Raw genomic sequence first — 19414 nt, 5'->3', positions numbered from 1 at the left:
AGCGAAACCAATCATTCAGGCCCGGAAAAGAAATGAAAACCGCACCAGGGCACGCCTGTTTACCGGAAAGGGCCGTCTTTGATCCAGTCCGCTTTTTCTTTTACGGCAATCGCGGATAGGCATCGGCAATCCTGTCGCCGGTGAAATTCGCAATCCAGCCTTCCTGATTGTCGAAAATACGGATAGCGGTAAAATGCGGCGACGATCCCATATCAAACCAGTGCGGCGTCCCCGCAGGAACTGAGATGAGATCGTTCTTTTCACAAAGGATTTGATAAATATGTCCGTCCAGATGCAGACAGAACAGACCCGCGCCCTCAACGAAGAAACGGACTTCGTCTTCGCCATGCGTATGTTCGGAAAGAAACTTTTCCCGCAGCGTTTCTTTCTGCGGATTGTCCGCGCGCATACTGATCACGTCCCAGCTCTGGTAGCCTTTTTCCGCCACCAACCGATCGATAGCATGCTGATAAGCGTTAATAACCGCTTCCGGCTGCGGATCCATGCCTAAATCGCGATCCGCCTGCCAGCGCTCAAAACGCACGTTTTTGCTACTCAGTTTCTGACGGATCGCTTCTGCATCGGTACTTTGCCAGATGGGCGTTTTCGCTTCGCTGTCGGTAAAAATGGTCAGTGCACTCATACAAACGACTCCAGAGTAAGGTGATCGAACCGGTTGATCTGAGGATGATGGCTGACGTCGTCCGCTTCATCACGAATTAACTGCACGGTATACCAGCCCGCTTCCCGAGCCGCGTCCAGCTCCTGACGAATATCTGACAAAAACAACAGCTCGGCCGGCGCCAGTCCGATATCTGCGGCAATATTGCGGTAGGAGGCCGTTTCGCGCTTGGCCCCAACGTGCGTATCGAAATAGCCGCTGAATAACGAGGTAATATCACCCTCGTCGCTGTAGCCAAATAATAATTTCTGCGCGGCTACCGAGCCGGATGAATAAACATACAGCCCGATCCCGTCTTTCTGCCAGGCTTTCAGCGCAGGCAGCACGTCTGGATAGAGATGGCCGGTAAAGCTGCCGTTAAGGTAGCCGTCGCGCCAGACCATGCCCTGCAACGCTTTCAGCGCGGTGGATTTGCGATCTTCGTCCATAAAGCCGAACAGCACGGTGATTAAATCCTCTACCGTGGCCTGCGGCTGCGCAATTTCATCACGCAGATCGCTCAGCGCCTGCGCCACCTCTTCCCGGTGCTGAAAAGCGGCAATAAAGGGCGCCAGATTTTCGCGCGCATACGGGAAAAGCACGCTGTGCACGAAACGAATATCGCTGGTAGTGCCTTCAATATCGGTGACAATGGCGCGGATCATTGGGCCTCCAGAAGCCGACGTTGTAATTCACACTGGAAAAGGAACTCCAGCCCTTCAAGATGGCGACGCGCTTCATTCACGTCTCTGCCCCAGCAGGTCAGACCGTGGCCGCGCAGCAGGAAACCATAGCGCAGCGGCTGGCCTTCCGCGTAGTGCTCAATACGTTTCGCCAACGCCTCAATATCCTGATCGTTATCGAACAGCGCAATAGCCACGTCTTCCAGATGCGAGCTTTGCCCGGCCAGGGTTTTCTGCATTTCATAGCCTTGCAATACTAATGCGGCTCGTTTCTCAACTCTTGAAAGAACGGTCGCATTTACCGTATGAACGTGCAGCACCGCGCCCGCTTCGGGAAACAGACGATAGATCAGCGTATGCAGGCCCGTTTCTGCGGAAGGCCTGCGGCCGGAGGGCGCATGGTTAGTGGCGATGGCGACCTGAATAAAGTCCTCGCGGGTTAGCGAACCTTTGTCTTTGCCGGATTCACTCAGCAGGCAAAACTCGCTGTCCTGCCGCACCGACATATTGCCGCCGGTGGCCGGTGCCCAGCCCTTCGCGCCGATCCAGTGGCAGGCCGCCACCAGCTGCTCCAACTGCGATGTTGTCATAGCCTTCCTTTTCAACCGTTAAGCACGGCATAACCTTAGCGTTTAGACGTCTAAGCGTCTCGATTGCCAAATACTAGCATCGACGCTATAGTGGCGGCAACGGGCTAAAACACCTCCATAGCGTTCCGCAAGGGTTACCGATCATGAGCCAGACGTCGATTACGCCTGAGAGCAAACTCCCCGCTCTTGGCACCACTATTTTTTCGCAAATGAGCGCGCTGGCACAGCAGCATAACGCCATTAATCTTTCCCAGGGCTTCCCGGATTTCGATGGCCCGGATTATCTGAAAGCGCGTCTGGCGCACCACGTCAGCGCTGGCGCTAATCAGTATGCACCGATGACCGGCGTGCAGCCGCTGCGGCAGGCGATAGCGGTTAAAACGGCGGAGCTTTATGGATATAAACCTGATGCCGATAGCGAAATCACGGTGACGGCAGGCGCGACCGAAGCGCTCTATGCCGCCATTACCGCGCTGGTGCGGCCGGGGGATGAGGTGATCTGTTTCGATCCCAGCTACGACAGCTATGCGCCGGCGGTAACGCTGGCTGGCGGCATAATGAAGCGCATCGCTTTGCAGCCGCCGACTTTTCGCGTTGACTGGCAGGAGTTTGCTGCGCTGCTCTCGCCCCGCACCCGACTGGTTATCCTCAATACGCCGCACAATCCTTCCGCTACCGTCTGGCAAAAAAGCGATTTTTCCTCGCTGTGGCAGGCGGTGAAAGCGCAGGAAATCTATGTGCTGAGTGACGAGGTGTACGAGCATATCTGCTTTGCCAAAGAGGGCCACGCCAGCGTGCTCGCCCATCCGCAGCTGCGTGAGCGTGCGATCGCCGTTTCTTCTTTTGGCAAAACCTTTCATATGACCGGCTGGAAGGTCGGCTATAGCGTAGCGCCGCCCGCCCTGACGGCCGAACTACGCAAGGTGCATCAGTACCTGACCTTTGCCGTCAACACGCCCGCGCAGCTGGCGCTGGCCGATATGCTGAACGCCGAACCAGAGCACTACCGCGAGCTGCCGGGGTTCTATCAGGCGCGCCGTGACCGTTTTGTGCAGGCGCTGGCGAAAAGTCGCCTGGAAATCCTGCCGTGTGAGGGTACCTACTTTCTGCTGGCCAACTACAGCGCCGTTTCTGATTTGGACGACGTCGCCTTTTGCCGGTGGCTCACCAAAGAAGTGGGCGTGGCGGCGATCCCGCTGTCGGTTTTCTGCGCCGGGCCTTTCCCGCATAAACTCATCCGTCTGTGCTTCGCCAAACAGGAAGCCACGCTGGATGCGGCAGCGGAGCGACTATGTCAGCTTTAAACCTGAGCGTGCTACAGCAGCCGCTGGTCTGGATGGACGGCGAAGCCAACCTGCGTTTTTTTGACGGGCTGCTGGCGGGATTGACGGATCGCGATCTGATCGTGCTGCCGGAGATGTTTACCACCGGTTTTGCGATGGAGGCGGCAAAAAGTTCGCTGCCGGAAGCACGCGTCGTGGCCTGGCTACAGGAGAAAGCCCGTGCGGCGGACGCCATGATTGGCGGCAGCGTCGCTGTTCAGACGCCTTCGGGCGCGGTCAATCGCTTCCTGCTGGCGGAGCCGGACGGCACGCTGTATCGCTACGACAAGCGGCATCTGTTCCGCATGGCGGGCGAGCACCAGCATTACCTGGCGGGCGAAAAGCGAGAAATCATAGCGTTTCGCGGCTGGCGCATTCTGCCGCAGATTTGCTATGACCTGCGCTTCCCTGTGTTTTCCCGCAACCGCAATGATTACGATCTGGCGCTGTATGTCGCCAACTGGCCGGCAGCGCGCGCGACGCACTGGCAGGCGCTGCTGCTGGCGCGGGCCATTGAAAATCAGGCCTACGTAGCCGGCTGCAATCGCATCGGCAGCGATGCCAACGGCCATAGCTACAGCGGCGACAGCCGGATTATCAGCCCTCAGGGCGAAATCCTGGCGGCTGGCGAGCCACATCAGCCAGCTATCGTTAACGCGCAGCTGTCGCTGGAAACCCTGCGTGAATACCGGGAGCGTTTTCCGGCCTGGCGCGATGCGGACAAGTTCAGTTTTTAGTTGAGCCGTGCAAAAAGTGCAGGATTTAACCCGCTTTGCTCTGCTGGTAACGGTGCTGTTTGCAGCATACTGGCTATTATATTTTCCGATGTAGTTAACACAGGATATTTAAATAAATACCCCTGCGGTTATTCAGAAAGATAGCGGGTATCACCGATTTTTTTAAGCGTGTATATCCCGTTATCGTAATGCACCACGGTTAAACTGGCGTTGCCAATGCTTTCTCCATGATAAGCCTGCGGCGTCAGAAAAGTTAACAGCGTTGGAATAGCACTGCCGTGAGAAACCACCAAAGCGTTGCCGCCCCCTTTTGCCTCCGTCTCTTTAATTACTTGTTTTACGGCTGATTTTAATCTTGCCACGATGGCGTCATAATCTTCCGCCATGCCGCTTTTGTCATTTTTAGCAATGGCGTCAGCTATTTCCCGATCGCGCATTTTCTGCGTAAAAGCGTCCCAGGTTGACCAGTCCTTTTTAAATTCAATACCCGCTGCGGCAAACAGCGGCTGCCAGAGTTCAGCATCATCCCGGCCTTCGTAACCGCCGTAGCCCCACTCTCTGAGCGTTTTTAGTTCGGTTAAAGCGGGCCGGACGTTTTGATTTTCTTCAAGTATTAGCTTTGCGGTTTCGCGCGCCCTTCCGGCATCGCTGCTAAACGCCGTGGTAAAACGGAGTGTTTGCAATCCCTTTCCGGCCTGTCTGGCCTGTAGAATACCCTGTTCCGTCAGGGGAGAATCACTCCATCCCTGTACCTGCCCCGTGGTGTTAAATAGCGTTTTGCCATGACGAACCAGGTAAATGTCGATCTCTTTTGCTGTTGCCTGTGTTGAAAAAACTGCGCATAACAGCGGTAAAATCAGTAAATTCCTTTTCATGATACTATCCCTCAGGTTGAATATAAGAATATTGCCAGCGCTGTCAGACCACAGATTAACGCAACGGCCGATGATGCGTTTTCAGTATATTTTCCAGCCGGTGATATATTTCGATAAATTCTTCGCTTAATATTTTAAAGTTTTCAGCGCTCATTAACTGATCCTCAGCGTGTACAAGGATTAGCGAAAGCGCCTCGCTGGCACCGTTCATCTCAGCCTTAACCAGCCCAGCATGAACCCGATGTCCGAGGTTGTAGCTCTTTTTACCGCTTTCTATTAGCGCCTGAGCCTGGCGATAATCGCCTTTTTTCGCTGCCTGAACAGCCTCAATAAATGACGATCGCGCCTCACCAACGTGGCAAATCATCTCAAAACAGAGTTCTTCCATTTCCATCTTATTTTTCTTCCAGAATAGCTAATGCCTGTAACAGTATTTTTTCGCCGTTCATCGTGCCGTAATCCATCGTATCAATCACGCGTACGGGAATATCCCTGGCGACGGCCTGTACTTTATCCAGTAAAAAGCGGATCTGCGGGCCAAGCAGGATAATATCGGCGGCGGCCATATTTTCGCCTAGCGCCTGTTCGGGAATGGCTTTAATCGTGACCTCAGACTGCAATTTCTGCGCGGCTTCGGTCATCTTTTTTACCATGATACTGGTGGACATCCCGGCCGAACACATCAGAAGAATGTTTTTCATTTGTGGCTCCTTTTTATTTAGTCCAGAATTTTACCGTTACTTTTAATCACCCGCTGGTACCAATAAAAACTGGCTTTTTTATAGCGCGAGAGCGACGCTTCATTACGGTTAACATAAACAAAACCATAACGTTTTTTATAGCCATTGCTGGTACTCATTAAGTCTATAAAAGACCAGGGGTAATAGCCGATAACCGGAACGCCATCACCCATGGCCAACCGCAGCTGCTGTAAATGTTTTTGCAGATAATCAATACGGTAGTTATCGGCTATTTCACCTGCCACCAGGCTGTCGCAGGCGCCCAGGCCGTTTTCAGTAATCATCAACGGCAGCTGATAACGGTCATACAATTTACGACAGGCAATCCGTAAGCCAACTGGATCGATCTCCCAGTCCCAGTCATTACGCTCCAGATAAGGGTTGCGGTCGCCGGCATAAAGGCCGGGAAAACGAGGGTAGGTAAAACCGCCTTTTTTTCCGTCAGGATTAAAGCCCGGCTGGGCCTCTTCGCTCTCTTCGGGACAATATTTTGCGACATCGCTTTGGTAATAGTTAAAGGCGATAAAATCGGGGCGGGCCGCACTGATGGTCGCCAGCTCGTCTGCCGATAGCCGTATATCAATTCCTCGCCGCGCCATAAAGCTGACTACCGCCGGGTTTTGTCTGCCCAGGCACAGGAGATCGAGTGGATAAAAAGTTCTGAATTCATCTTCATTCAGCGCGGCCAGCACATCCTGAGGCGCGCAGGTCGCCGGATAAGCCACGGCATAACCGATGCAGGGGCCGATTTTTGCCGTTGCCAGCAGCTGACGGCAGCGCGTTATCACGCTGGCATTCGCCAGTGCCATAATGCGGCTGACCTGAAAACGCCAGGCCTCTACCTTGACGCCATCCGGTACACCGCCGATTAAATCGGGATAGAGCACCACATTGTTGGATTCACAAAGGGTCATAAAGGAGCTGACCCTGTCGCCAAAAGCAGTAAAGCAGATTTCGGCAAACCGGGTGAAATCCTCAATCATCTGCTCGCCATACCAGCCGCCGTAAGCCTCCTGTAACGCCTGGGGATGATCAAAATGGTAGAGCGTAACCAGCGGCTCAATCTCATTTTTCTTTAGCTCATCAATGAGCCGATTGTAAAAATCTATACCCGCCGGATTAAGCGTGTGCCCGTCGGGATAAATACGCGTCCAGGCGATGGAAAAACGGTAGGATTTCAGACCCAGCTCCCGCATCAGCGCAATATCTTCGCGGAAGCGATGGTAATGATCGGAGGTCACGGTCGTATCGTGATAGCTGTTAGAAAAGTTTTTTCTGTCCTGAATGGATTCGCCTTTGCCATCCTCATCAAAAGCGCCTTCAACCTGATAAGCAGCCGTGGCGGCTCCCCAAAGAAAATCTGTGGGAAAGTTTTTCATTGCGCTATGTCCTTATTTTGTTGCTGCTGCTCCTGTTGATAAAACTGCTTATCGGCAATGCGGAAGAAGGGATAATAGATAAGCATGGAGAGGAGAATAATCATAAGCGACCATAGCGTGGTGGAAAGGCTGCCGCCGGTCATTAAAAAACCAACAATAAAAGTTGGCGTGGTCCAGGGAAGATTCGCCACGTGCGGCATAGCAATAATGCCGTGCTGCATAAAGAAATAGGTCAGGCCGGCAATCAGGCCAGGCGTCAGTATAAAGGGCAGCATAAACAGCGGATTAAAGCAGACTGGCGTACCGAAAATAACGGGCTCGTTGATATTAAAAATGCCCGGCCCTACCGCCATTCTGCCCAGTTTTTTAAAATACTGGCTCTTCGCCGTCAGCGCCATTAGCAATACCAGACCCAGCGTTGCGCCGGTGCCGCCGGCCCAAATCATCGCATCGGTGGCGTTGGTCGCCGCAAACATCACCTCTTCTCCGGCCTGAAACGCTTTTTCATTCAGTGCGCCGTTTTGCATCAGAAAAGGCATGGCAACGCCAATCACCACCTGCGAGTTAATACCGCAGAAGAACACCAGCGCACAGAGCATATGGTAACAGGCATAGCCGGGCGCTGAATTCAGCACCCAGGTGACGGGTGTCATTACACGGGAAATAATGGCGTTAATATTAAAGTGAAAAATCACCACCAGCAGGCTGAAAATGGCCAGCAGAAACAGTGCGGGCAGCAAAGACGTGAAAGATTCGCTGACTGCATCAGGTACGCCGTTCGGCATCCGTATCGCCAGTTTTTTGTCTTTAAAAAAGGCCAACGTTTTTAAGGTAATAAAGCCAATCAGAATAGCGCTGATTAAACCTGGCGTGCCCAGGCCTTCGATGTTTAGCAGATAATCCCCGCTTGCCGCCTGCTGATACTGACTGACGATAAACAGGCTGACCGAGGTGGCAATGCTGACAAAGATATCCTGCTTATATTCCAGCGCGCCGTAATAAGCTATGCTGGCCGCCGTCAACAGTCCCATGATCCCCGTAGTGGCATTAAAGATGGTGTTAAAAAAAGGTGCGGCCGGGGCCATAAAATTTGCCAGCGGTGCATAGGGAATATTGGATAACAATACAGAAGTGCTGCCTATGATCAGCAGCGCCATACAGGCACACATCGCATTACGGATAACGGTTAGCGCGCGATTACTGCCCACCTTTGCAACCGTGGGCATCAGATGTTTTTCAAGAAAATGATTCAACTGGCTCATTGCTGTTTTCCCTTTTAGCATGAGTGATTGCGCGGGACGGTTACAACCCAACCCTGCTGACCCGCAATCCGCCGAGTATAGCGACGGCCCTGCCGCTTCCCTATACGGAGAACTGCCGTAGCCAATGCGGCAAAATAACCAGGCGCGCTGCTCCGCCACTGTTCAGCGGCATTACGCTTCCCCTGTCCGGTATTGCCACCGTTTCATTTTTCCTCGGGCGAGGCTGCCTGGAGCAGACCCAGCAGCGTTGAAAAGGTGGGCTTTTCACCCAACCGTTTTAACTTTTCTTCATCACACATTAATGTCACCAGGCTTTCATGCAGCGCCTGTAGAGGATCCTTTTCACCTTTACGCAGGCAGAGCATAAAAACGTAGCGTATGCTCTGCTTTTCCCATTTAATCGGCTTTGGCAACACCGCTACCGCCACAAAAGTCTGCTCGCCACAGGGATAAAGTGGATGAGGAAAAGCAACAGCATTGCCAAATTCAGTGGCAGAAAGCGCTTCCCTTTCTATTACCCGCTGAAGAAAATGCTCTTTGTCTGCCAGGTAACCACTCAGCCGCTGGCAAAGTTCCTCAATAAGCGCATAGCGTTCCGTACTTTGTAAATCGGTAAAGAAAAGCGCCGGATGAAAATAGCGTCGGATTGGCGTACGCGGCAGGCGCAAATCTTTTAGCTGGTTTTCCAGTTGATTAAGCTCGCGATCGCCGAGAAAACAGCTCACGCGCAGCAGAGGCACGGGGACGGCGAAAGGAATGTCGATAGTAGAAAGAACGATGTCGTAGCCCGTGAAATCGATCTGATTTAATTCATACAGCTGCACAACTTTAACCTTGCCTGATTCGTCCCGAAAACGCTGCCTGAGGGTGTAAAGTAACAGCTGCGAACTTCCCTGGCCGCTGGCACAGACAAGAATAATATTATATTGCCGCTGTCTGCCACAGCGCTCCAGCGCCAGCGCGAAATGTACGGCCAGATAGCCGGTCTCCGCCTCGTTTACCGCCAGCCCGGTTTCCTGCTGGATAATTTTCCCCGCCAGCACGGCAATTTCAAAAGCGCTCAGGTTCTCCTGTTTGATCTGCTCAAGCAAAGGATTATGGATTTTAAGATCCCAGCACAGGCGATCCAGCATGGGGATAAAATGCAGCAACAGCAAACTGCGCAGCTCGCTGTCGTCGGCCAGATTGATGCCAAACCGGGCTGCTATGCCGGCGGTAATTTTTTCGTATAGCCTGCTGATATCCGGTGAGGTAAAAACGGGCGCGTCCGGCTGTAGATGCCGCTTACCAGCCAGATGAATGGCCGTGAAATAGCGTTCTTCACAAGGCAAAGAAAGTGAAAATTCCTGCTCAATCGCCGCGATCAGCTGTTCCGCGAGCCGATATTCTTCACGCCCCTCCAGCGCGGCGAGATTTTCCGTCGATAACGGTTTATAACGGCACAGTTTGACGCGCATCAGCGCGATTTCAAGATGGATAACTAAATTTTGAAAGCCGGTTTCGGTCAGCGTTATGCCATGCTTTTCCAATATCCGATGCAAAATAGCAACGATTTTTTCACGGCTGCCGTTTTTTTGTAAAGGGTGAGAAGCCGGTACGCCATCCTGTTGAAATAAAGCGGCATCGTCATAATATAAATAACGCGCCATCGCCTGACGCAGGTTTAATTCGCTTCCTTCTACCCTTATCCCGCAGCCTGAACGTCCTTTGAGCGTCAGATTAAACGGCTTTAGTGCCAGGCGAACCTCTTTCATAGCGTCATTCAGCGCAGAGCGGCTTATATAAATTTTGTCGGCCAGCTCATCCAGTTTGATATAGCCCTCGACAGAAAGTAAGGTGCGAATAAGATAACGGACTCTTTGCGCATAGCGCACCGGCACGTCAAAATAATGGCGATATTCGGCCTGGCGGAACGCTGTTTTCAGCTGCTGATATTTTTTTTCATCTTCTATTTGCAGCCGATACCCGACGCCAGGCCGGGAGAGTAACGTGATGCCGTTTTCTGCCAAATCCTTTCTGTAATTGAGCAAATCGCTTCTGAGCGTCCTGGGCTTAATTGCTAACGCACGGCAAATTTCCACGCTGCTTAACGGTTTTTCCGCACGCTGCAACAATGCCAGCAGCTGAAAAATTCGCGAAGGGTAATGTTTCATCATCCTTGAAGCCAGCATTTCAACTGGCCGATCCCTGAATTATATAGCTGAAATATCGACCGCCAAGGTTAGTGCATATCGCCTCGATAAACGCCGCATCGGGTCACATAATTTATCAGCCCGATCGACTTTCCTGCACGCTTACCGTTCCTTTAACACTGTTAAACACAATATTCAGCAGCACGGCGACCACACAGGCAGCGCTGATGCCAGAATGGAAAATCGTTCTGACCCAGTCAGGGAAGCGGTCGTAAAAGGTCGGCATCACGATAGGGATCATGCCAAACGCAATGGCCGTCGCCACCACCACCAGGTTCATATTCTCTTTATAATCGACCTTTGCCAGCGTACGGATACCGGATGCCGCAACGGTACCGAATAATACCACCCCCGCGCCGCCCAACACCGGAGCCGGAACGGCCGCGACTATCCGCCCCAGCACCGGCAGACAGCCAAGCAGTACCAGGATCGCGCCGCCCGCCGCCACCACATAGCGGCTTTTGATGCCGGTAATGGCCACCAGGCCAATGTTCTGGGCGAAGGCGCTCTGCGGAAAGGAGTTAAACAACGGCGCGAGCGCGCTGGTCAGCATATCGGCCCGCAGGCCGCTGGCGATGCGGCTACTGTCCACCTCCGTGCCGACGATATCGCCAATAGCAATTAGCCCGGCGGTGGTTTCGGTGAGCAGCACCAGTACGATCAGCGTCATCGACAGAATGGCCGCCATGTCGAAAACCGGCAGCCCAAAGCTGAGGATGCCGGGCAGCGCCATCACGTCGCCATGCAGCACGCCTGCGAACTGCGTTTTACCGCCAGCCACGGCAAACAGCGTGCCCAATACCATAGCCGCCAGCACGGCCAGCCTTTTTATCGCGGCGTTGCCTACGCGATGAAACAGCAGCACCATCCCCAGCGTCAGCGCGGCCAGCCCGATATTGCCCGGCGAGCCCCATTCCGGCGCGTGAGGATTACCGCCCATTGCCCAGCGGGCGGCGACCGGCATCAGCGATAAACCGATCACCGTAATCACCGTGCCGGTCACCACCGGGGGAAAGAAGCGAATGATATGGGCAAACAAAGGGGCAATCAGCAGGCCAATCAGCGAAGAAGCGATGACAGCGCCGAACACCACCGGCAGTCCGCCGCCGCCGGTCACTAACGTCACCATCGTCGCCACGCCCGCAAAAGAAACGCCCTGCACCAGCGGCAGACGCGAGCCGAAACCGGGCACGCCCAGCGCCTGGAGCAGCGTGGCGCAGCCGCTGACAAACAACGCTGCCGTCACCAGCATCCCCAGTTCGGCGGCGTGCAGCCCGGCCGCCGAGCCGATGATCAACGGCGGCGCGATAATGCCGCCGTACATCGTCAATACATGCTGCAATCCCCAGGCAAAAGATTTGCCTGCCGGGTAACGCATATCTTCTGGCCTGACGCTCATGTTGACCCCTCGCTGCTGCGCTCACCGCAAAGGCGGTGCTGGTTATTAATCTCTCCTCAACATCATTCAGGCTGCGGCCCGCAGGATAAAAGGATCAGCTGCCGCGATAGGTAGACCACGACCACGGCGAAATCAGAAAAGGAAGATGGTAATGGCTGCCCGCTTCCGGCAGCACGAAATCGATTTGGGCGCTGACGTAGAGCGCGTCGCGGCCATCAGCGGCAAAATAGTCGCCGATCTCAGCAGTTAAGCGGTAATGGCCCGGAGCCAGCGGCTCGGGCGTTAAGTTTTTGATGCGGCCATCCGCATCGGTATCGCCCTGCGCCACCGGCAGCCAGCCCTGGCTACTGTTCTGCTCCAGCGAAACGGCGACGCCAATCGCCGGTTTACCCAGCGCGGTATCCAGGATATGCGTGGTGATGGTGCTCATTGAACTCTCCTGTGCAAATGTAGCTGGGTTAGCGAAACGTCTCTTTTAAACGCAGCAGGGTGATTTCCCGCAGCTGATCGAGCGCTTCCTGCTGCTCCTGTTGCGGGTCGTTGGCGAGGCGTCGATGCAGCTCGGCCAGCATCTCTCCGGCGCTTCGTCCTTTGGCGCGGATCAGGAAAACCCGGCCGAAACGCCGTTCGTAAGCGGCGTTTCCTGCCCGCAGCGCTTCTTTCAGATCGGCATCGGCCTCCTTAACGCTGCCCTGCTCGCCGCTGGAAAGCGCGGCCTCTTTGCCGCTGCCCTGCGCCTTCTCACCGATGCGTGGATGCGCGGAAAGCGCCTTGTCCAGCGCCTGAGCGTCCCAGCCGCTCGCCAGCCGCTCGCCGGTTTTCAGCAGCTCGTCCAGCGATGCGAAAGGCCGCGCGGCCACCAATTCGTCCACCCAGCCGGCCAGCGCGACGCAGTGGGCAATCTGCTTTCTGGCCTCGGTGACCGGGGCCTGATTAAATTGTTCAGGCGACACGCTGACCTCCCGTGCTGTCCGCTGCCAGCGCTATCTCGCTTACCGCTTTAGTCCAGGCGCGAACCGCCTGCGCCACGTCTTCCACCCTGACCGACTCCGCCGGATGATGGCTGATGCCGCGATCGCAGCGGACAAACAACATGCCGACCGGCCAGTGCTCCGCCATAGCAATGGCGTCGTGACCAGCACCGCTGGGCAGCGAAAGCGAGCGGCCCTGCACCGCCGTTACCGCCTGGCTCAGCGCCGCCTGAAGCTTTTCGTCGCAGCGCGTCGCCGGGATCTGGTAATACTCTTCGGCGCTGAAGCTTAAGCCGCGGCGCAGCGCTATCGCTTCCGCCTGGGTCAGCAGCACCGACAGCAGTTCCGCCAGCGCCCGATCTTCCGGCCCCCGCACGTCCAGACTCAGCGCCACCTCGCCAGGGATCACGTTGACCGCGCCGGGCTGGCACTGGAGCGTCCCAACCGTTGCCACCAGCTGCGGCCCATGCTTTGGCGCCGTCTGTTCGATAAACACCATCCATTCCGCCGCCGCGGCCAGCGCGTCCTTACGGTGCGTCATCGGTACCGTGCCCGCATGACCTGCCTCACCGACAAAGCAGCAGTTCAGACGACGCGCACCGTTAATTGCCGTAACCACGCCCAGCGCCAGGTCTTCCTGCTCCAGACAGGGGCCTTGCTCTATATGCAGCTCCAGATAGGCGACGATATCTTTTACCTCACGTGCCGCCTCGCCAATAGCCTGTGCATCCAGCCCAACGTCGGCCATCGCCTGCGCCACGGTAATACTGTTGCCGTCGGGGTGGCTGACCCAGCTTTCCGGCCAGCTGCCGGTCAGGCCACGACTGCCCAGCAGCGTGATGCCGAAGCGCGTTCCTTCTTCGTCGCCGAAGCCGACGATTTCCACCGCCAGCGGCAGCCGCAGATTTTGCCGGTGCAGCGCCTGCACGGCTTCAATCGCGGTCAGCACGCCAAGCATCCCGTCGTAGCGGCCCGCATTGCGCACGGTATCCAGATGCGATCCCAGCAGCAGCGCGGGCGCATCGGGCTGCTGCCCCTCATAACGCCCGCAGATATTGCCGACGCCGTCCTGCCAGACGCGCATCCCCGCCGCCGCCATCCATTCTCCTACCAGCCGGTTGGCCCGGAGGTGTTCAGGCGACAGATAGACGCGGGTGAGCGCGTCCGGCGTTTCGCTGATCGCCGCCAGGCGATCGCAGCGTGCCATCACCCTGGCCGCCGCCTGCTGCGCGGCGGCAAGATCCATCAGTTCCATCAGCGGCTCCCGGCGGCGTAACGATCCCAGGCCGCCTGCATTGCCGCGCCCTGAGGCGTTTTATAACCCAGCCAGGTCAACACCGATTCCAGCGCGCTCAGCGTCTGCATCACGCAGTCTTTACGGGCGTTATAGCCCATGGTGCCGATACGCCACACCTTGCCGTGCAGCGGGCCGAACGAGGTGCCGATTTCAATGCCGAAGTCCTCAAGCATCAGCTTGCGCACCTGGTCGCCGTTAATGCCCTGCGGGATCACCACGCCCAGCACGTTGTTCATCTTGTGTTGCAGATCGCCGAAGGTTTCCAGCCCCATCCCCTGAATGCCTTTCAGCAGCGCGTCGCCGTGCAGCTCGTGGCGGGCGATGCCGTTATCCAGCCCCTCCTGCATAATCAGCCGCGCGCATTCACGCGCGCCGAACAGCGCCGACGTCGCTTCGGTATGGTGGTTAAGCCGCTCCGGCCCCCAGTAATCCATGATCATCCCAAGATCGAAATAGTTGGAATAGATCATCTCGTCATCGCCATCCTGATGCGCCGAGGTACGGATCCCTTCCTCCACGCATTTGCGTTTGCGGATCACCGCTTCCATTTCGGGGCTTAGCGTGACTGGCGAGGTGCCGGACGGCCCGCCAAGGCATTTCTGCATGCCGGCAGAGACCGCGTCCAGCCCCCAGGCATCGGTTTCCAGCGCGTTGCCGGCCAGCGAGGCCGTGGCGTCGGTGTAGAACAGCACGCCATATTTTTTACAGATACCGCCCAGATCGGCCAGCGGCTGCAGCATGGTGGTGGAAGTATCGCCCTGCACGGTCAGCAGCAAACGGGGACGCACGGTTTTGATCGCATCTTCAATCCGATCCGGCGTAAACACTTCGCCCCACGGCGCTTCGATAGTGTGAACCTCTGCGCGACAGCGGCGGGCAATTTCGCACAGCAGATGACCAAAGCGACCAAAAACGGGCACCAGCACCTTATCGCCGGGGCGGATCGCCGACAGCAGCACGGCTTCGATGCCCGCGCGGGAAGTGCCGTCAATCAACAGCGTCCAGCGGTTCTGCGTGCGAAACACGCCGCGATACAGTTCCATCACCTCGTTCATATAGTGCGTCATGGCCGGATCGTACTGCCCAAGCAGCTGGCTGGACATGGCGCGCAGTACACGAGGATCGGCGTTGATCGGCCCAGGCCCCATCAACAGGCGCTGTGGCGGATTAATTTGCGGATAGCGGGTTACATCCATTTCGTTTCCTTCTCTTGCAGATCCGGTACTCAGCTCAGGCCGCGCACCGATGAGATAAATTGTTTCAGCTCCGCCGTCTGCGGGCTGGCGAACACGCTTTTGCTATCGCCCTGCTCCCAGACGCGGCCCTGATGCATAAACACCACGCGATCGCCCACTTCCCGGGCGAAATTCATTTCGTGCGTGACTAAAATCAACGTCATGCCTTCACGGGCCAGCTGCTCAAGTACTTTCAGCACTTCACCCACCAGTTCCGGATCGAGCGCCGAGGTGATTTCATCGCACAGTAAGACTTTGGGCGTCATCGCCAGCGCCCGCGCAATCGCCACGCGCTGCTGCTGGCCGCCGGAAAGGCTGGACGGGTAGTAATCCATACGCTCGCCTAGGCCCACCTTCTCCAGCATTTGCGCCGCCAGCGCCCGGCATTCCGCCTCTTTTTTTTTCAGCACGCGCCTGGGCGCCAGCATGACGTTTTCCAGCGCCGTCATATGCGGAAACAGATTGAAGTTCTGAAACACCATGCCGACGGAACGGCTGATTTCCCGCGCCTGCGAATCGCGATCGGTGATGGTCATGCCGCCCAGCTTGATGCTGCCTTCCTGATAGCCTTCCAGCCCGTTGATGCAGCGCAGCAGCGTGCTTTTCCCCGAGCCGCTGCGGCCGATAATCGAGATGACTTCGCCCATATCAATGTCCAGATCCACGCCTTTCAGCACGTGGTTGGCGCCGTAATATTTCTGTACCTGATTAATGGTGATGAGCGGCATTGAATTTTTTCTCCAGGTACTGGCTGTAGCGCGACAGCGGATAGCAGATCAGGAAGTAGCCCAGCGCCACCAGCCCGAAAACTTTAAAAGGTTGGTAGGTCACGTTATTCAGGATGGTGCCCGCTTTGGTCAGCTCGACAAAGCCGATAATCGACGCCAGCGCGGTGCCTTTGACCACCTGTACGGCAAAGCCCACGGTCGGCGCGATGCCGATACGCAGCGCCTGCGGCAGCACCACGCGATACAGCGTCTGGCCTTTGGCAAGCCCCAGGCAGCGCGACGCTTCCCACTGCCCTTTCGGCAACGCGTTAATGCTGCCCACCCAGATATCAATCAGAAAGGCGCTGGTATAGAGCGTCAGCGCCAGCGAGGCGGCCGTCCACGGCGAGACGTCGATGCCAAACAGCGCCACGCCGAAAAAGGCCAGAAACAGCTGCATCAGCAGCGGCGTGCCCTGAAAAAGCTCGATACAGGCGCTAATTGCCCGGTTGGGCCAGCGGCGACGCGTCAGACGCACCATCACCAGCGGCATCGCTACCAGCGTGCCACCGAAGAATGCGGTCAGCGACAGCAGCAGCGTCCAGCGCGCTGCCAGCAGCAGATTGCGCAGAATGTCCCAGTCGGTAAATGTCGTCATCAGGCCGTTCCTCCCAGCCATTTACGTCCGGCCGCCAGCAGCAGCTGACGCATGGCGATCGACAGCGCCAGATAAATCAGCGTGGTGACCAGATAGACTTCAAAACTTAAAAACGTGCGTGACTGGATCAGGTTGGCGGCAAAGGTCAGCTCTTCATACGAAACCTGCGAGACCACGGACGAGCCCAGCATCACGATAATGCACTGGCTGACCAGCGCCGGATAAATGCGCTTTAATGAAGGTGGCAGAACCACGCGCAGGAAAGTCTGCGACCGCGTCAGGCCCAGCACCCGGCCCGCTTCCCACTGGCCTTTCGGCGTGACCTGGATGCCCGCGCGAATAATTTCCGTGCTGTAGGCGCCCAGGTTGATCAGCATCGCCAGCAGCGCCGCTTCGCCAGCGGTCAGCTTCAGCCCCAGGTTCGGCAGGCCAAACACGATAAAGAACAGCTGCACCACAAACGGCGTGTTGCGGATCAGCTCAACGTAGCAGCCCCACAGGCGGCTGAGCGCCGAAGGCCGTCCGCTACGCAGCGCCGCGCCCAGGATCCCGAGCGCCACGCCGCCCATGGTTGCCATCACGGTCAGCTGAACAGTGACCCAGAGTCCGGCCAGCAGCTGCGGCCAGTAAGGCAGCAGCGCCGGAAAGTCGAGTTGCTCCGTCATTGACCGGCCCTTACGCGCTGAAGTCAGCCGGCAACGGCGCTTTCAGCCACTGCTGCGACAGCCCGTTCAGCGTTTTATCTTTGATCGCCTGTTCGATAAGGCCATCCACCTTCGTCTTCAGCGCCGGTTCGCCTTTGCGCATCCCGATAAAACAGGGCGAGTCTTTCAGCATAAACTTAGCCACCGGTGCTTTGTCCGCGTTCTGACGCGCAATTGCTGCGACCACCAGGTTGCCGGTCGCGACATACTGCACCTGGCCCGACAGATAGGCCGACAGCGTGGTGTTGTTATCCTCATAGCGTTTCAGCTGCGCGTCTTTAGGCGCAATATCGCTTAATGCCATATCCTCTACCGCGCCGCGAGTCACGCCAATTGACTTGCCGCTCAGCCCGGCCGCCGCTTTCAGCTCGGCTTCTTTCGGCCCGAAAACGCCCAGGAAGAAAGGCGCATAAGCGCGGCTGAAGGCGATAACTTTTTCCCGCTCGGGGTTTTTACCCAGGCTGGAGATCACCAGATCCACTTTATCCGTCTGTAAATAGGGTACGCGATTGGCACTGGTGACCGGCACCAGCTGTAACTTAAGTTTCATCTGGCTGGCCAGGTAGCGGGCCATATCAATATCGTAACCCTGCGGCTGTAGCTCGGTACCGACCGAACCAAACGGCGGAAAGTCCTGCGGCACGGCGACGCGAAGCACGCCGCGTTTCTCTATATCCTGCAGCTGATCCGCTTGTGCGGCCTGGGTGAACAGCAATACTGCGCCCGCGATCGCCAGTAACGTTTTTTTCATTTTCTCTTCCCCGGTTAAGCCAACATGAAACGAAAGATTCCTGAAATAATCATTTGCAACTAATGTGCCAGCCACGGAAAAAGGGACCGCCGAACGTGAAACAGCACCTAAAGAAAGGAAAAAGCGGTGTTAAACCAGCCAGAAAGAGAGAGAAAAGGCAGAAAAAGAAGCATGTCGGCAAGCTCAAAAAACGGTTTCCCAACGCCTGCAGTGCTGCCCTGAAATAAAGCAAAGCACCAAAATGGTGCCCTGTCAGCGTTGTTCCAGCTCGTCCAGCTGGCCGTAAAGATTAGCGATATGATGAATGCGCTGACGCCCCTTACTTAACAGCTCATGCAGCAGCGCATTGGTCAGCAGGTTAACCAGGCTGTTGGCGCAGGCATAGCTGTCGAAAGCGGACACGCTGTCCAGCGGCGCACAAAGCTGCCATGTCGCCAGCGCCAGGATCGCCTGCGCCTGCGGCTCACAAATCACCAGCGTGGGCACACCAGCCTGCTGAAGCTGTTGCAGCAAGGGCTTAATGATGCGCGGGCGACGGCGAAAGGCAATCACCACCACTATATCGTCCGGCGTCATATCCGGCAGCTCTTCCGCCAGCGTCTGCCCGGGCTGCGGCACGACGGATACCTCACCGCGCGCCTGCAACAGCTGCTGCCGAAGGTGCAGCGCCACCGGCCAGGAGTTGCGCATACCGACAATAAAGATGCGCCTGCCGGAGGCCAGTCTTTGCACTACCTCGCCGAACTGCGCGGCGTCCAGCTGGCTTACCCACTGCGTCAGGTTCGCCATCTCCTGCTTGTAATGGCGCGCCAGCAGCGTGTTGCCCTGCACCGCGTCGCGATTGTCGGTCAGCGGCATCCCGCTCTGACGTAGCGTACGCAGCTCGTCGCGCATATCGCGATATTTCTCGTAGCCAAGACGCCTGAATAACCGGCTGACGGTCGCTTTAGAAACGCCGCTGAGCCGCGCCAGCTCGGCGCTGTTATAGCTGATCAGATCGTCGAAATGATCGAAGATGAAATCCGCCGCACGCTGCTCCTGCGGGGAAAGCTGGGGGTAATGGTTTCTCAGGCGCTCATCAAGCTGCTTCATGATATGAACCTTGTAACTTTTGTTTCAGAGAAGATAACGTATACAAATAACGTGCCTGGCCGAAAGGTTTATCTTCCACGCCGGCCGCGTTTTTCACCACCCTGCCGTTCCGGCTGTACCAAACTGGAACAGCTCTTGCTTGCCTTTCTGCTCCGTCCC

At 56.3% G+C, this 19414-nt stretch carries 21 protein-coding genes; 2 read left to right on the top strand and 19 right to left on the bottom strand.

Annotation, left to right across the window (positions count from 1 at the left end; all coding sequences use genetic code 11):
- Positions 1 to 100: 100 nt before the first annotated feature.
- From EGK14_RS09990 to EGK14_RS09980, 3 genes are read right to left on the bottom strand one after another with little or no spacing between them, the layout of a single operon-like run.
- Positions 101 to 643, bottom strand: a complete 543-nt coding sequence (locus EGK14_RS09990; protein WP_125288948.1) for an acireductone dioxygenase — start codon at positions 641 to 643, stop codon at positions 101 to 103.
- On the bottom strand, positions 640 to 1326 hold the full coding sequence (gene mtnC, locus EGK14_RS09985) for an acireductone synthase (protein ID WP_125288947.1): 687 nt from the start codon (positions 1324 to 1326) through the stop codon (positions 640 to 642). The genes EGK14_RS09990 and mtnC overlap by 4 nt, the downstream gene beginning before the upstream one ends.
- A complete protein-coding gene (locus tag EGK14_RS09980) occupies positions 1323 to 1934 on the bottom strand; it encodes a methylthioribulose 1-phosphate dehydratase (protein WP_125288946.1) in 612 nt (203 codons plus the stop codon). The genes mtnC and EGK14_RS09980 overlap by 4 nt, the downstream gene beginning before the upstream one ends.
- Before the next feature lie 143 nt (positions 1935 to 2077).
- Between EGK14_RS09980 and EGK14_RS09975 the strand changes: the two genes are divergently transcribed.
- Both EGK14_RS09975 and EGK14_RS09970 read left to right on the top strand, forming a co-directional pair.
- Entirely contained in the window at positions 2078 to 3238 is a 1161-nt protein-coding gene (locus EGK14_RS09975; RefSeq protein ID WP_125288945.1) for a pyridoxal phosphate-dependent aminotransferase, read from the top strand.
- A complete protein-coding gene (locus EGK14_RS09970) occupies positions 3226 to 3993 on the top strand; it encodes an amidohydrolase (protein ID WP_125288944.1) in 768 nt (255 codons plus the stop codon). Before EGK14_RS09975 ends, EGK14_RS09970 begins: the two co-directional genes overlap by 13 nt.
- A gap of 128 nt (positions 3994 to 4121) precedes the next feature.
- Here EGK14_RS09970 and EGK14_RS09965 read toward each other — a convergent pair whose 3' ends face one another.
- The 16 genes from EGK14_RS09965 to EGK14_RS09890 all read right to left on the bottom strand — a co-directional run bounded on the left by EGK14_RS09965 (position 4122) and on the right by EGK14_RS09890 (position 19255).
- Entirely contained in the window at positions 4122 to 4868 is a 747-nt protein-coding gene (locus EGK14_RS09965) for a histidine phosphatase family protein (protein WP_125288943.1), read from the bottom strand.
- Between the two features lie 55 nt (positions 4869 to 4923).
- Positions 4924 to 5262, bottom strand: a complete 339-nt coding sequence (locus tag EGK14_RS09960; protein WP_125288942.1) for a PTS lactose/cellobiose transporter subunit IIA — start codon at positions 5260 to 5262, stop codon at positions 4924 to 4926.
- Position 5263: 1 nt separating this feature from the next.
- Positions 5264 to 5569: a PTS sugar transporter subunit IIB gene (locus tag EGK14_RS09955; protein WP_125288941.1), complete on the bottom strand. Its 306-nt coding sequence runs from the start codon at positions 5567 to 5569 to the stop codon at positions 5264 to 5266.
- Between the two features lie 17 nt (positions 5570 to 5586).
- On the bottom strand, positions 5587 to 6987 hold the full coding sequence (locus EGK14_RS09950) for a glycoside hydrolase family 1 protein (RefSeq protein WP_125288940.1): 1401 nt from the start codon (positions 6985 to 6987) through the stop codon (positions 5587 to 5589).
- Positions 6984 to 8249 carry a PTS sugar transporter subunit IIC gene (locus EGK14_RS09945; RefSeq protein WP_158616042.1) on the bottom strand — a complete coding sequence of 422 codons (1266 nt, stop codon included), beginning with the start codon at positions 8247 to 8249 and terminating at the stop codon, positions 6984 to 6986. The genes EGK14_RS09950 and EGK14_RS09945 overlap by 4 nt, the downstream gene beginning before the upstream one ends.
- 203 nt (positions 8250 to 8452) lie before the next feature.
- Positions 8453 to 10405: a BglG family transcription antiterminator gene (locus EGK14_RS09940; RefSeq protein ID WP_158616041.1), complete on the bottom strand. Its 1953-nt coding sequence runs from the start codon at positions 10403 to 10405 to the stop codon at positions 8453 to 8455.
- Between the two features lie 112 nt (positions 10406 to 10517).
- Positions 10518 to 11840: a nucleobase:cation symporter-2 family protein gene (locus EGK14_RS09935; protein ID WP_125288937.1), complete on the bottom strand. Its 1323-nt coding sequence runs from the start codon at positions 11838 to 11840 to the stop codon at positions 10518 to 10520.
- Between the two features lie 94 nt (positions 11841 to 11934).
- Positions 11935 to 12270, bottom strand: a complete 336-nt coding sequence (gene uraH, locus EGK14_RS09930) for a hydroxyisourate hydrolase (RefSeq protein ID WP_125288936.1) — start codon at positions 12268 to 12270, stop codon at positions 11935 to 11937.
- A gap of 28 nt (positions 12271 to 12298) precedes the next feature.
- The gene (gene uraD / locus EGK14_RS09925; protein WP_125288935.1) at positions 12299 to 12793 is read right to left on the bottom strand and encodes a 2-oxo-4-hydroxy-4-carboxy-5-ureidoimidazoline decarboxylase; all 495 of its coding nucleotides are present in this window, start codon (positions 12791 to 12793) and stop codon (positions 12299 to 12301) included.
- Positions 12783 to 14066 (bottom strand): allantoate amidohydrolase, encoded by a 1284-nt coding sequence (hpxK, locus tag EGK14_RS09920; RefSeq protein ID WP_125288934.1) that lies wholly within the window; start codon positions 14064 to 14066, stop codon positions 12783 to 12785. The genes uraD and hpxK overlap by 11 nt, the downstream gene beginning before the upstream one ends.
- Positions 14066 to 15304 (bottom strand): alanine--glyoxylate aminotransferase family protein, encoded by a 1239-nt coding sequence (locus EGK14_RS09915; protein ID WP_125288933.1) that lies wholly within the window; start codon positions 15302 to 15304, stop codon positions 14066 to 14068. The genes hpxK and EGK14_RS09915 overlap by 1 nt, the downstream gene beginning before the upstream one ends.
- A gap of 29 nt (positions 15305 to 15333) precedes the next feature.
- On the bottom strand, positions 15334 to 16071 hold the full coding sequence (locus EGK14_RS09910; RefSeq protein WP_125288932.1) for an amino acid ABC transporter ATP-binding protein: 738 nt from the start codon (positions 16069 to 16071) through the stop codon (positions 15334 to 15336).
- Positions 16052 to 16708: an amino acid ABC transporter permease gene (locus EGK14_RS09905; RefSeq protein ID WP_125288931.1), complete on the bottom strand. Its 657-nt coding sequence runs from the start codon at positions 16706 to 16708 to the stop codon at positions 16052 to 16054. Before EGK14_RS09905 ends, EGK14_RS09910 begins: the two co-directional genes overlap by 20 nt.
- On the bottom strand, positions 16708 to 17373 hold the full coding sequence (locus tag EGK14_RS09900) for an amino acid ABC transporter permease (RefSeq protein WP_125288930.1): 666 nt from the start codon (positions 17371 to 17373) through the stop codon (positions 16708 to 16710). Before EGK14_RS09900 ends, EGK14_RS09905 begins: the two co-directional genes overlap by 1 nt.
- 10 nt (positions 17374 to 17383) lie before the next feature.
- Entirely contained in the window at positions 17384 to 18163 is a 780-nt protein-coding gene (locus EGK14_RS09895; protein ID WP_125288929.1) for a transporter substrate-binding domain-containing protein, read from the bottom strand.
- Between the two features lie 252 nt (positions 18164 to 18415).
- On the bottom strand, positions 18416 to 19255 hold the full coding sequence (locus tag EGK14_RS09890) for a MurR/RpiR family transcriptional regulator (protein ID WP_125288928.1): 840 nt from the start codon (positions 19253 to 19255) through the stop codon (positions 18416 to 18418).
- Positions 19256 to 19414 lie beyond the last annotated feature (159 nt).

It is taken from the genome of Erwinia sp. 198 (assembly GCF_003937915.1).
Taxonomy (GTDB): domain Bacteria; phylum Pseudomonadota; class Gammaproteobacteria; order Enterobacterales; family Enterobacteriaceae; genus Erwinia; species Erwinia aeris.
The sequence above is the reverse complement of the archived record's forward strand: the minus strand, read 5'-3'. Positions and strand labels throughout refer to the sequence as shown.